General features: G+C 44.0%; 9 protein-coding genes and 1 pseudogene. 5 read left to right on the forward strand and 5 right to left on the reverse strand.

The genetic code is table 11. The annotated features are described in order from the left end of the window. Positions 1–2: 2 nt before the first annotated feature. The 3 genes and pseudogenes from AC6I8U_RS25500 to AC6I8U_RS25510 all read right to left on the reverse strand — a co-directional run bounded on the left by AC6I8U_RS25500 (position 3) and on the right by AC6I8U_RS25510 (position 4,145). Positions 3–2,040, reverse strand: a pseudogene (locus AC6I8U_RS25500) (ATP-binding protein). Further along, positions 2,037–3,455, reverse strand: coding sequence for an SIR2 family protein (locus AC6I8U_RS25505; RefSeq protein WP_498019833.1), 1,419 nt, complete (start codon positions 3,453–3,455; stop codon positions 2,037–2,039). The pseudogene AC6I8U_RS25500 and the gene AC6I8U_RS25505 overlap by 4 nt, the downstream one beginning before the upstream one ends. Positions 3,456–3,548: 93 nt before the next feature. Next, positions 3,549–4,145 (reverse strand): tyrosine-type recombinase/integrase, encoded by a 597-nt coding sequence (locus tag AC6I8U_RS25510; protein WP_498019834.1) that lies wholly within the window; start codon positions 4,143–4,145, stop codon positions 3,549–3,551. A 110-nt stretch (positions 4,146–4,255) separates the two neighbouring features. Between AC6I8U_RS25510 and AC6I8U_RS25515 the strand changes: the two genes are divergently transcribed. The 4 genes from AC6I8U_RS25515 to AC6I8U_RS25530 are packed head-to-tail and all read left to right on the forward strand — an operon-like array spanning position 4,256 to position 11,620. Then, complete coding sequence (locus AC6I8U_RS25515) at positions 4,256–5,959, forward strand: class I SAM-dependent DNA methyltransferase (RefSeq protein ID WP_498019835.1); 1,704 nt, start codon at positions 4,256–4,258, stop codon at positions 5,957–5,959. After that, the gene (locus AC6I8U_RS25520) at positions 5,949–7,199 is read left to right on the forward strand and encodes a restriction endonuclease subunit S (RefSeq protein WP_498019836.1); all 1,251 of its coding nucleotides are present in this window, start codon (positions 5,949–5,951) and stop codon (positions 7,197–7,199) included. The genes AC6I8U_RS25515 and AC6I8U_RS25520 overlap by 11 nt, the downstream gene beginning before the upstream one ends. 18 nt (positions 7,200–7,217) lie before the next feature. Next, positions 7,218–8,366 (forward strand): DUF4268 domain-containing protein, encoded by a 1,149-nt coding sequence (locus AC6I8U_RS25525; RefSeq protein ID WP_498019837.1) that lies wholly within the window; start codon positions 7,218–7,220, stop codon positions 8,364–8,366. Then, the gene (locus tag AC6I8U_RS25530; protein WP_498019838.1) at positions 8,363–11,620 is read left to right on the forward strand and encodes a type I restriction endonuclease subunit R; all 3,258 of its coding nucleotides are present in this window, start codon (positions 8,363–8,365) and stop codon (positions 11,618–11,620) included. The genes AC6I8U_RS25525 and AC6I8U_RS25530 overlap by 4 nt, the downstream gene beginning before the upstream one ends. Before the next feature lie 293 nt (positions 11,621–11,913). On the opposite strand, the gene AC6I8U_RS25535 is transcribed toward AC6I8U_RS25530, so the two are convergent. Beyond that, positions 11,914–12,258: an RDD family protein gene (locus AC6I8U_RS25535; RefSeq protein ID WP_498019839.1), complete on the reverse strand. Its 345-nt coding sequence runs from the start codon at positions 12,256–12,258 to the stop codon at positions 11,914–11,916. After that, positions 12,258–12,446 (reverse strand): hypothetical protein, encoded by a 189-nt coding sequence (locus AC6I8U_RS25540; protein WP_498019840.1) that lies wholly within the window; start codon positions 12,444–12,446, stop codon positions 12,258–12,260. The genes AC6I8U_RS25535 and AC6I8U_RS25540 overlap by 1 nt, the downstream gene beginning before the upstream one ends. A 260-nt stretch (positions 12,447–12,706) precedes the next feature. On the opposite strand from AC6I8U_RS25540, the gene AC6I8U_RS25545 reads away from it, so the two are divergent. Continuing rightward, on the forward strand, positions 12,707–12,967 hold the full coding sequence (locus AC6I8U_RS25545; RefSeq protein ID WP_498019841.1) for a hypothetical protein: 261 nt from the start codon (positions 12,707–12,709) through the stop codon (positions 12,965–12,967). The last annotated feature ends 24 nt before the right edge of the window (positions 12,968–12,991 follow it).

Consider the following 12,991-nt stretch of genomic DNA (forward strand, 5'->3'; position numbering starts at 1 on the left):
GATTAGTCTCGGTTTTGCCATTCTTCTGCAATGAGTTGCCAGTTTACCTCACGAGGTTCCGATGTTGAATTAGACCATACGTTCCAGAAATCAGGATCATCAGATTGCGGCCTTTGCTCTTCAGTCAGTTCTTTCATTCGAACTAGAACGGGTAACTCCGAAGCCCATCCTAGTAAAATTGCATGGCGTGATGGCAACGAAGGAAGCTCCCTTAATAAGCCCCTCATGTTATCGGGAACAAGTCTATGGACTTGTTCTTGGTCTCTATCATTGCTGATTCTGTGCAATAGAAAAGTATTGCATTGAGATAAAACCGTCGGGGATAGTTCAGAAGGTCGCTGGGATGATACGACTAGTCCTAAACCAAATTTGCGCCCTTCACGAGCGATTTTTTCAAATACTTTGCAGCACACATCGGAGACAGATTGGCTCTCACTTTCTTCCTTATAACGTTTGATGAATGTATGGGCTTCTTCTGCAACCATTACTGTTGGAAGTGGTTTTCCAGTCATTTTCCGGTAACGTTGAAGGGCTTCAAATGTTACTCTAGAGATAACCGCTGTTACGAGGTGAATAATTTCATTTGGAACGAGAGAGATCGATCACGGTTATTGCACCATGCGTGTCTTTCCCAAGAAAAGTGTCTAACCAGTTTGTTAGGCTGATAGGTTGATCCGAATCTTTAGTGACAGCACTAATTCGAGTATCACCTAACATTGTACGAATTCGAGTTAAAAGAAACTCTACGAACTGCTCTGTTCCTGTTTCTTGTGCTAAAGCTTCTAGGTATGCGACAAAGTCATCCCCTTCAAAACGAACGGGTGTATCTTCACTTTTAGGAAGTAGTTCTTGTTCATCACCGCCGAGAGCGACATGAGATTCTTTTAAATCAGCGATCAACCTGTCTGTATCACTGACTTCTGGCTTAGCAGGCCACTGTATTCCTCTTCGAGAGGACAGAAAAGTGTTTATAGTGCTTAGTAAGCTGTTGAAAGGTTGGCTAGCAATTTTCTCGTTTAGTGTGGACAGACTACTTTCCCATGAAGTCAAGCTCTCAACCAAACCCTTGGCATGACCGCCATTTACATATATCTGACCTTGACTTGCTAGTTGCCTTATAGAAACGAGAAGTATCCCGCAAAAGTGTTTTGCTTGAATTGTTATGTCGTCTTCTGACAAAACATCATTTCTCATGGCTCTCAAAGCACGGCGCAGTAAAGGGAGCTGCACTTTTGAACTTGCTTGAGTGAAAGCTCCCCATTCGGAGCTGTTCCATAGCCATGAAGGTACTTTTAAATCTAGTTCTCCTGCCTCAGAGTTAGCATCAACGCGTAGTAAATTTCCCTTATATTTTGACAGTGGGCCAAATGCTCGATTGTATTCACCATTAGGGTCTAAAATTATAAATCGCGCATTCGGAGTCTGCTCCTGTCGTAACACAGCGTCTAACGACCATTGGATCAACCCTGCAACAGAGCACGACTTCCCACTTCCGGTGTTACCCAAAACAGCTACGTGTCGCCCAAAAAGTCTGTCGGGATCAATTTTAATTTCTGCATTATTGGCTAAGGGGCTATCACCTATCTTAACTCTTCTATTCTCACCTGATTCGATTATCGATCTTAATTGTTGGTCAGTTGGCAGGAGGACTGAATCACCAACAGAGGGAAATGCATCTGTGCCTCTAGAAAATTTGAATCCATCACTTTTTCTATCGCTTCTCAATGTGCCTACAGGATTGATACTCAGCTTTTTTAGTGGGAAAGGTAGATCGATCAATCCAAAATCTTGCAAGCCTTTTCGTTTAGGGTAAGGCGAATGTTCAATTCCAATCCATTCAACTTGTCCAACAAGAAACCCCTCATCGCTGCTTATCAGGACATAGCTGTTTATTCTCGGGAAATTGCGAGGAGAACCTCCTTGGAGAGACACAGAGTCTGGGGAGTCTATTTCTAAGGATACTCTAATTTCGCTCGGAGATACGAAACCAACAGTTCCGATTCGTAGCTGCTCTAATCTTTCAATTGGTAGGTAACTCATAGTGTTACCTCAGGGGTAGTGGTATAATTTGAGGATTCCGACTGGACGAAACCTCGTTGTTTTAGTAGCTTAGCCATTTTTATTGATGCTTTATCTATGGCTGGTTTGGGTAGATAGTTATCAACTAAAGTTTTGAGGTCTCCTAAGTGATCGCCCATCAGTAACGTGATTTGCGCTTTTCTTCCACTTTTTCTGATGAAACTCATAATTCTTCCAAGTGGGTCACCGAAAGCGATAATTACTAGGTGAGTAGATGGAACTGTTAGCATATCCTCAATTACGCGGTTTATGTGCTCATCACCAAAGCTATAGCCATATGTGACCAGCGTGCTGTTTGGACGACTAGTTGCTGCTGCTAAATCTCTAAATAGCTCAACATAGGGGTACTCTGCGGTTTCTCTGTCTTTGACTGAATTAGGGTATATCATTAGCTGTTCATAGCTATTGCTTTCGTGACCTTCAGCTTCTAGAAACGGCTCAACAGAGCGTGCTCCAAAGGGTAGACCAAAACGCCTTATCGCACCCTCTTGCTCATGCCAGTCAAGAGAGCCATGAAGCTTAGTAAAACGGGCCACACCCTCTAAATATCTTGGTTCCCCACGTATTCCCGGAGGGTTATAGTGATAATCAACTTCTAACCTTGAGGATCTAAAAACGGGAGCGATACTTCCAACAAAACGATCTATGAGTCTTAAACCAGCAAGTTCAGCACCAACCTCGATAATTCGATCGTAGTTCGTTGTGAAAATATGCAACCTATCGCGTGTGGCGGTTCTACTCGCAAAGCTCATTAAGAAGCTCACAAGATAGTTGAAAGTTTCTTCTTTCCGTTCTGGTTCAGCACTTTTAATTAAGTATTCTCCGGTACTGACAGATTTTGAGAACTCACCTAGGCATCGAGACAACTCCCCCTTAATCGCATCTAAATCAGCTTTTAGGTCTCTATAGGCTACAAATGGAGCTGGAGGGTTTACAGGTTGCGGGGTATTCAATACCGTCAGAATCTCAAGTCCCTTGATAAGTTCATTAATAGCTCTAATTTGATCTTCTATATTTCCCTGTGCGCGCCCAGCCGCAGTGGCAGCGTTTGTTGCGGATGTATTTATTTCGCTTTGACAGACTGTTAGATCACTGATCCACCCCATTCCTGCGGGTGGTGCACCCGTAGCAGACATTTGAATAGACGTACTCAAACCTGCACCGATCAATAGATTTAAATGTTCGGATTGGAAAAGAGCGGTTAACCAAGGCTCGATATTTTGGCGTAATTTCTCTATTGATATTTCAGAGCCCTGCTCTCCCCATGTGCTATTCGTTGATAGGGTAAAAGGATGAGAGTCACTTTCCTGATTGGGGTTTGGTGTTAGCTCAATAATATCGGGAACACTGCCAACTTTAATGTGCTGAATAGTCATAAATACACTTCTTATATTTGTGTGAAAGATTTAGCGTTGGGGGACTCAAACGACGACCATTTTGTTTACAACTTAAGCCATTGGCCTTGACCCTCACGTCTCACAACTCTCCGAAATCCTTAGTGCATCTTCAATCTCGACACCAAGGTATTCAATCGTGCTTTCTAACTTAGCATGACCAAGAAGCAACTGGATAGCTCGTAAGTTCTTGGTTTTGGCGTAGATCAAAGAAGCTTTGGTGCGGCGAAGTGAATGCGTTCCGTATTGAGTTTTATCTAGTCCAATGTCAGTAACCCATCGATTAACCAATGTGGTGTAGTAGTGATACGAGATGGGCTGCCCCTCTCTGCGTGGACTAGGAAACAAGAAGTCAGTAGGTGACAACGCATTCTTAATGATCCATTGCGATAACGTCTGCTGAGTCTTGGGAGTGATCTCAAAGTGAACTTCTTGGTGAGTTTTCTGCTGTTTAACTATGGTTTTGGACATCACGCAACCACTGCGACTAACGTCTTGCACTTTCAAGTTCCTTAAGTCGCATGACCGAAGCTTGCTATCGATGGCAAGGTTAAAAAGCGCTAACTCGAACAGTCGTTCTTCAAGCTCCAACCGAATTCGAATCCGCCAAATATCCTCTAATTTGAACGCTTTCTTCTGACCAACTCGTTTACCTTTGTTCCAAGCCACCATGATGTGCTCCTTACTTCATAAAAATCACTATTAAGTAAGGCATAAATCAGTGAAAACCCCATGTTTACTGGTAGAATGCACGCATTATTTTCGAAGCAAAGAAAACCGAAATGAACCAACAAGAACAACAATTCCTGAAGGAGCTTGAAAGCAAGCTCTGGACAGCGGCAGACAAGCTACGATCAACGCTAGACGCAGCGCAGTACAAACATGCAGTGTTAGGTCTAATCTTCGTTAAATACGTCTCTGATGCGTTTAAACTGCGTCAGGACGAGATTAAAGCTGACCTTGCTAACCCAGATCACGAATACTACCTAGACCCTGCTGATTTTTCTGAAGAAGAGTTGGCAGAAGAGATTGCTATCGAGCTAGAGCAACGTGACTTCTACACCGAGAAAAACGTGTTCTGGCTGCCGACGGAATCACGTTGGCAGTTCCTACAAGATAACGCACCACTTGTGATTGGTGGTGCTGACCTCGAAATTGACGGTAAAGTGAAGAAGATTACTTCTGTTGGTCACCTTATTGACAACGCTCTTGAGGGTATCGAACGTGACAACCCGAAACTGAAAGGCGTACTTAACAAATCTTACTCAGGTTTGAAGATCGATCAGGCTAAGTTGAATGAGCTTATCAACCTGATTGCTACAATCCCGTTTGTTCATGCTGATCTAAACAGTAAAGACATCCTCGGTCATGTATACGAGTACATGTTGGGTCAGTTTGCGCTTGCCGAGGGTAAGAAAGGCGGTCAGTTCTATACGCCAGCTTCAATTGTATCGCTAATCGTTGAGATGATTGAACCATTTGAAGGTCGTGTCTATGACCCAGCAATGGGCTCCGGTGGTTTCTTCGTACAGTCAGAGAAGTTCATTGAGCGTCATGCTAACGAAAAGAAAGTTGATGCACTGACGCAGAAACAGAAAATCTCTATCTACGGTCAAGAATACAACCACACGACGTGGCAGCTAGCAGCGATGAACATGGCGATCCGTGGTCTTGACTACGACTTCGGCAAAGAGCCTGCAAGTACATACACTAATGTACAGCACCCTGATCTTCGTGCTGACTTCATCATGGCAAACCCTCCATTCAACATGAAAGAGTGGAATACAGGTGTTGATGATAACGATCCGCGCTTCAAATACGGCCAACCGCCAGCAGGTAACGCAAACTTCGCATGGATGCAGCACATGCTTTACCACCTTGCTCCTGATGGTTCTCAGGCGCTTCTATTGGCAAACGGTTCGATGAGTTCGACAACCAACAATGAAGGTGAGATTCGTAAAGCGCTTATCGAGAACGATCTTGTTGAATGTATGGTTGCGCTACCCGGTCAACTGTTTACTAACACTCAGATTCCCGCATGTATTTGGTTCTTAACTAAGAACAAGACTGCTCGTACTGACAAAGCAGGTCGTAAACTGCGTGCTCGCAAAGGTGAAGTGCTGTTTATTGATGCCCGTAACCTTGGTTATATGAAAGACCGTGTTCTACGTGATTTTAACTTTGATGATATCCGCAAAGTTGCTGACCTTTACCATGCATGGAAAACGGGTGAAGAAGTTAATGGCGTTGGCTATGAAGACCAAGCTGGTTTCTGCAAATCAGTAACACTTGAAGAAATTACCAAACATGACTTTGTGCTAACTCCGGGCCGTTATGTTGGCGCGGCTGAGGAAGAGGACGATGGCGTTCCTTTTGCTGAGAAGATGGCAACGCTGACTTCAAAGTTGGCTGAGCAGTTTGCAGAATCAGCAACTTTAGAAGCTGAGATTAAGAAGAACCTAGCGGGGTTGGGTTATGAGCTGTGATTGGGAAATGATTCCATTAGGTGAACTCATTACTTTGCAAAGGGGGCACGATCTTCCCTCTTCAAAAAGGGCTGAAGGAAGTATTCCAATTATGGGTTCGTCAGGGATAACAGGCTACCATAATGAAGCCAAATGCATTGGTGAAGGTGTCATTGTAGGGCGCAGTGGTAACTCAATGGGCGAAGTTTCGTTTGTAGATGAAGACTACTGGCCTCTTAATACATGCCTTTATGTGACTGATTTTAAAGACAATGATCCTAAATATATCTACTACTTATTAAAAACGGTGAATTTCGATCAGTTTAATTCTGGCAGCGCTCAAAAATCGTTAAACCGAAATGCTGTTTATCCTTTTGAAGTCCATGCTACAAGGAATAAAGAGGTACAAAGGGAGATAGGCAGTAGTCTTTCGCGTCTAGAATCCAAAGTAGCTCTCAATACTCAAATCAACCAAACCCTAGAAGAAATGGCACAAACCATCTTCAAGTCATGGTTTGTCGATTTCGACCCAGTCAAAGCCAAGATGAATGGCGAGCAACCAGAGGGTATGGATGCGGCTACTGCCTCGCTATTCCCAGAAAAGCTCGTTGAGTCTGAGCTAGGTTTGATTCCGGAAGGATGGGATATTTCACCTCTATCTAACTACATCAACATCAAACATGGCTTCGCTTTTAAAGGTACATATTTTTCTGACCAAGAGACAGACGACATCTGTGTAACTCCCGGGAACTTTCGCATTGGTGGCGGTATAAAGCTAGATAAGCTTAAGTATTACGATGGCCCTATTCCTGATGACTATATCTTTACCAAGGGAGACCTGATGGTCACCATGACGGACTTGAGTAAACAGGCGGATACTCTTGGGTATCCTGCTTTTGTTCCTGAAAGTGAAGGTAAAACTTATCTACACAATCAGCGAATCGGAAAAGTCGAACTTAAGATCGAACAAGATATCAAAAATTATCTCTATTCATTTTTCTGTTCAAGCGGCTACAGAAATGAAGTTTTGGGCGGTGTGACTGGTTCCACAGTGAAACACACAGCTCCTAAGAAAATAATGGCAATTGAGGTCGCTCTTGATCTGAAGGTTGCAGACAAATTTAGTCAGTTAATTGCTCCTCTATTCGAAAAGAAAGCTCAAAACTTAGTTGAGAATTCTTACCTTGAAAAGCTTCGAGATACGCTTCTTCCTAAATTGCTTTCCGGCGAAATCGAGTTAGAAACGGCAACCGAGAACTAATCAAAAGGACAATAAGACGTGTTTAAGATTGATACCGAATCTAATCGAATTTCTAGGATCGAAACTAAACGTTTTAGTGACTTGGGGTTCAGAGAGCGTGACCATTTGCAGGAGTGGTTAGCTAATCAACCCGACGCACTTGGTGAAGAGTTGCTTATCATCCAGAAGGAGTTTGATGGCTTTGATGATACGAGAGAGCGCCTCGATTTGTTGGCTTTAGACAAAGACGGAAATCTTGTCATCATCGAAAATAAGCTCGACGACACTGGACGAGATGTCATGTGGCAAGCACTCAAATACGCGTCTTATTGTTCTAACTTAACGAAGTCACAAATCGTGGAAATTTTCCAAAGCTATTTGGAGCGCTTCTGCGGTGGTGGTGACGCACGAGCTCTGCTTTGTGAGTTCTTAGATGCCCCCGATCTAAGTGAAGTCGTTTTAAATTCAGGTATCAACCAACGTTTAATGCTTGTGGCTGCAAACTTCCGCAAAGAGGTGACGAGTACAGCACTGTGGTTACTTAATCATGATATCCAAGTTCAGTGCTTTAAAGTTACGCCGTATGCGATGGCTCAGGAGCTGTTTCTCAATGTCGAGCAAATTATACCGACCCCAGAGGCTAAAGAACTGATGATTGGTATGAATGCCAAAGAAGCAGAAGAAAAAAGCACATCTATCGAGATTAAGCACCGCCATAAAATTCGTCACGAGTTTTGGGAGCGGCTACTCGAAAGTATGACCGATAGTTCGTGTCGCATGTTCGATAATATTAGCCCGAGTAAAGACCAGTGGTTAGGTGCTGGTTCTGGTGTGAGAAATTGTCGGTTCAATTTAATATTTGGTACTAAAGAAGCTCGTGTTGAGCTGTACCTCAGTCGACAGGCCCCAGAGGAAAACAATTTTGTCTTTGATGCGTTATTTAAGCAACGATCTGATATAGAGACGAAGTTCGGCTCTCCGATTGATTGGCAAAGGCTTGATGGCAAAAAGGCGTGTCGAATAAAAGTGAGCAAGGAATTTGACGGCTACAACCGCGAATATTGGCCTGAGATCATCGAATGGCTAATACAAAACATGACAAAGTTTGAATTAGCTTTTAAGTCAGCGTTGCTTGAAGTCAATCGTCAGTTGAAAAGCACCAGCTTTGAGGAGCAAGACGCTATATGAAAATAACGGAAGACCAATTGGAACAACTCTGCCTTGATTGGTTCATCGGTGAAGGCTACCTCTATAAAAATGGCTACGACATCGCACCAGATGGCGACACTCCAGAGCGTGATGACTATCATCAAGTGGTGCTCAAAAAACGTTTGCTTTATCAGTTAGAGATCCTAAACCCTGAACTGCCGGAAGAGACTCTCAATCAGGTCGTGAACACGGTAAGCACCCCTGAAACTCCGGTATTAATAAAAAACAACCGAGCATTCCATAAGCTATTGATTGAGGGGGTGCCCGTTGAATACACCGTCATTGAAGATGGTCAGCCAACCCCAAAGCACACCCATGCCCGTTTGATGGATTTCACTAATTCAGATAACAATGAGTTTTTGGTGGTTAATCAGTTCACCATCACAGGTACTAAAGGCAATCGTCGCCCAGATGTGGTCGTGTTTATTAACGGTCTTCCTATCTCAGTTGTAGAGCTAAAGAACCCAGCGGATGAACATGCTGACATTTGGAATGCCTACAACCAGTTACAGACCTACAAAGATGAAATTGGTGAGTTGTTTGCGTTCAACGAAGCCATAGTCATTAGTGATGGTTGGACGGCTCGTGTTGGTTCACTAACAGCAAATAAAGAACGCTTCTTGCCTTGGAAGACTGTCTCTGGTGAAGATGATAAGCCATTGCTTGAGTTCCAGTTGGAGACAATGGTACGCGGCTTCTTCAACCCCGATCTTTTGTTGGATTACATTCGCTATTTTGTCTTATTCGAAACTGACAACGACAAAATCATCAAGAAAATCGCTGGCTACCATCAATTTCACGCCGTTCGGGCAGCAGTAGAAGCGACAGTAAAAGCGAAGCAAGCCGATGCTAACTTGCCTTTGGTGGCTGACAACATTGCAAAATATCAGGTTCAGGCGACAAAAGGCTTAGATAAAATTAAACCCGGAAGTGGTAAGGCAGGTGTCGTTTGGCACACTCAAGGAAGTGGTAAGAGTATCTCAATGGTGTGCTATGCCAGCAAACTGCTTCAGCAGCCAACTATGAACAACCCAACGATCGTTGTCGTCACAGACCGAAATGATTTGGACGGTCAGCTCTACAACACGTTCGGCATGGCACAAGAGACGCTCAAACAGATCCCACAGCAAGCTGATGATCGTGATGCCTTGCGAGAACTATTACTTAATCGTCAATCAGGCGGCATCATTTTCACCACCATTCAAAAATTCGCACTTTTAGCCGATGAAACCGAACACCCAGTTCTATCGGAGCGAGCAAATATTGTTGTAGTTTCGGATGAGGCACATCGAAGTCAGTATGGTAACAAGTCCAAACTGGTTGAAGTAAAGGACGAAAATGGCGCTGTAAAAGCTCACAAGTACGTTTTTGGTTATTCTAAGTACATGCGTGATGCTCTGCCTTATGCCTCGTTCATTGGCTTTACAGGCACTCCTATAGCCATGGATGACAAAGACACTCGCGGTGTGTTTGGCGAGTACGTATCAATCTATGATATTCAAGATGCCGTTGATGATGGTGCAACCGTTCCGATTTACTACGAGTCACGCTTAGCAAAACTTGATATCAATCAGGACAAGATCGAAGGTCTAAATGATGAAGTTGAGGATGAAATTGGAGAAGACGAAGAGACCGCAGATCGTGAGAAAATCAAATCACAATGGGCTGCGTTAGAGAAGCTTGTTGGTGCGGAACCTCGAATACAGCAAGTGGCAAAAGATCTCGTTAATCATTTCACAACCCGTACTTCTACATTTCCCGGCAAGGCGATGATTGTAGCGATGAGTCGTGAGATCTGTGTCGACCTGTACGATGCTATTGTGGCAATAAAACCAGAGTGGCATAACGATGATCCTGAAAAAGGGGCAATCAAAATTGTTATGACAGGTAGTGCATCAGACAAAGAAAAGATGCAGCCTCATATTCATGACAAGAAAACGAAAAAGCTTTTTGAGAAGCGTTACAAAGATACCGAGGACGAACTTCAATTAGTGATTGTGCGCGATATGTGGTTAACAGGCTTTGATGCACCGTGTTGTCATACCATGTACATCGATAAGCCGATGAAAGGCCATAACTTGATGCAGGCTATCGCCCGAGTAAACCGTGTGTTTAAAGACAAACCCGGTGGCCTAGTGGTGGATTATATCGGTATTGCTAACGAGCTGAAAAATGCCCTTAAGACTTATACCAACAGTCAGGGAAAAGGTCAGCCAACTGTAGACACAGCAGAAGCCTTTGCTGTGTTGATGGAAAAGGTCGATATCATTCGAGGCATGTTTGCTACGCCTGTTGATGGTGACATATTCAACTATCGGCCTGACTTTGAAACAGACGCTCTTCGCTTGCTCCCCGGTGCTGTGAACCACTTATCAGGCTTGTCACACAGCGATAGTAACGGTAAAGAAGTGAGAGATGGCAAGCGTCGCTTCCTTGATATCATGGCGGCGCTCACAAAGGCTTACTCACTCTGTAACACAATGGATGAGACCGCTGGCTACAAAAACGAAATTGCGTTCTATTCTGCAATTAAGGCCGCATTCATCAAGCACTCAACAGTTGATAAAAAGCGTACTGATGAAGAGCGTAATACCGCTCTGAAACAGATATTGGATAACGCTGTAGTTGCTGATGGTGTGGATGATATTTTCTCTATGGTTGGTCTTGATAAGCCTAATATTGGACTGTTGTCCGAAGAGTTCCTTGAAGACGTCAAGAACATGAAAGAGAAGAACCTTGCCGTAGAACTATTAGAAAAGCTACTGCGAGATGAGGTCAAAGCTCGCATGAAGAATGATGTGATTCAGGAAAAGAAATACTCTGACCGTATCATGACTACACTTCAAAAGTATCACAACCGCAACATTGAAACGGCTCAGGTTATTGAAGAGCTGATTCAGTGGGCAAAGGAAATGCAGGAAGATGCGGAGTTACTAGATAGACTTAACCTTTCAGTCGACGAAATCGCTTTCTATCGTGCGTTGGTAGAAAACGAGTCTTCGGTTCGAGAGTTGGGGGATGACAACCTACGTAAGCTTGCTATAGAACTGACTAATCAACTTCGTAAGTCTGCAACCGTAGATTGGCAGAAGCGGGAGAGTGTACGAGCTCGAATGCGTAACCTTGTTCGTCGATTATTGCGCCGCTGGAAGTACCCACCTGATGCCGCAGAGGAAGCCATCAAGCTTGTGTTAGAGCAAGCAGAAGTTCTAGCTGACGGCTGGTATAAGTAAATACCAAAGGCAAGGTTCATACCTTGCCTTTTGAATATCTATGCACTTGTCATTTGATTAAAGATCAACTAACCGCCATTTTCAGTCAAAAATAGTAATCAAAATGGAATAAATTAGAGCTATTGATCTAAGTGATTTATGTCCAGAAACGTGTTTCAGTGGATGGTCAAGACAAGAGTAGGGAAGCATTTTGTGATCAGTTTAATATAAGACGCGATGGTCCTTGAAATGGTGTGTATTTTAAGGACCGTTGGGTCCCGCGGGTTGCAGGGCGGCATAGAGCCCTGTCCCGCTTAGGTGATCCAATTGCTTTGCGAGTCCTTTGGGTCGTTTGGACGATGGCTATCGTCTTTGTGGTCGGGCTCCATGGGGTTGCGCTTTACCTTAATAACCACTGTGCCTGCCATTTTGTCATGCCAACCTTGCTTTCTTTTGTCCCAGATAACCCAAAAGAATCCCAGTCTTATTGGAAGCGTCGAGAGGATATAGCCAAAATAACGAATGACTAAACGAAAGGTGGGCGGCTTTCGACCTGTTCTAGCATCGACGATTTTTGCCGACACCAACATTTTGCCTGGCGTAGCCTGATGCTTTATCCAGAAGGTTAACAGCACCACGACGGGAAAGATTGTGTTCATCAACAAATCGAGCACATCGAACCAAATCGAATCTGGATATTCGTCATACCGCCATAGAGCGCAATGAAGATAACGATAAATGAGATGATGCCCCTAAGAATCGAATCGACAATGGTTTCGCCTAACCTCGCCCAAAATCCGACGTAAGTCACCGAGTGTGTTTGTTGCTCGGGTTGATGATCATTCACTATGCTCACCTTGTTGCTTATAGGTTGTTCATCGTGCCCTTGATTGCCGTGGTTTTGAATGATGGATAGCTAGCGATGTTACGCCGCGTGCACCAGAAGCACGGGTAAAGCGAAAGGAAAAGCACATGGTTATTGATGTAGTGCAAGAATTGCTCAAATAAACACCAAGATTGGGTCAGTGTTAGACGTTTAATATTAACCTGATTACATATTGAGGCTATAGTGGTTTGGTTGACACTGGTGTGATAAGTGAGGGTGATATGAAAATTTTATCCGTAACGACAGAGCAAGCGGCAGCGCTTCTTGAACTGACTGAACCTCAATTGCTGCAATGGACCCAAGGCGGTGGCTTGCACTACAAGGGTAAACCGATCATCACGCCGCCGCTTAAAGTAAACGGCAAAAAAGGCGTCAAAAGACAGTTCAACTACACCGATGTGTTGCGAGCGCAAAAAGAACTGTCGTGTGAGAGGTCTGATCGTGATCTCTCGTGGCTTAAAAGAGAAAGCAGCAAGGCATGAAGGTGGCTGCGGATCGTTGAGAGG

The organism is Vibrio sp. KUL80 (assembly GCF_059725495.1).

Bases quoted from the DNA above. Each gene is read 5' to 3' on its own strand.
- AC6I8U_RS25515 (WP_498019835.1), top strand. From the start codon at position 4,256: ATGAACCAACAAGAACAACAATTCCTGAAGGAGCTTGAAAGCAAGCTC.
- AC6I8U_RS25530 (WP_498019838.1), top strand. From the start codon at position 8,363: ATGAAAATAACGGAAGACCAATTGGAACAACTCTGCCTTGATTGGTTC.
- AC6I8U_RS25535 (WP_498019839.1), bottom strand. From the start codon at position 12,258: ATGAACACAATCTTTCCCGTCGTGGTGCTGTTAACCTTCTGGATAAAG.
- AC6I8U_RS25520 (WP_498019836.1), top strand. From the start codon at position 5,949: ATGAGCTGTGATTGGGAAATGATTCCATTAGGTGAACTCATTACTTTG.
- AC6I8U_RS25545 (WP_498019841.1), top strand. From the start codon at position 12,707: ATGAAAATTTTATCCGTAACGACAGAGCAAGCGGCAGCGCTTCTTGAA.
- AC6I8U_RS25505 (WP_498019833.1), bottom strand. From the start codon at position 3,455: ATGACTATTCAGCACATTAAAGTTGGCAGTGTTCCCGATATTATTGAG.
- AC6I8U_RS25510 (WP_498019834.1), bottom strand. From the start codon at position 4,145: ATGGTGGCTTGGAACAAAGGTAAACGAGTTGGTCAGAAGAAAGCGTTC.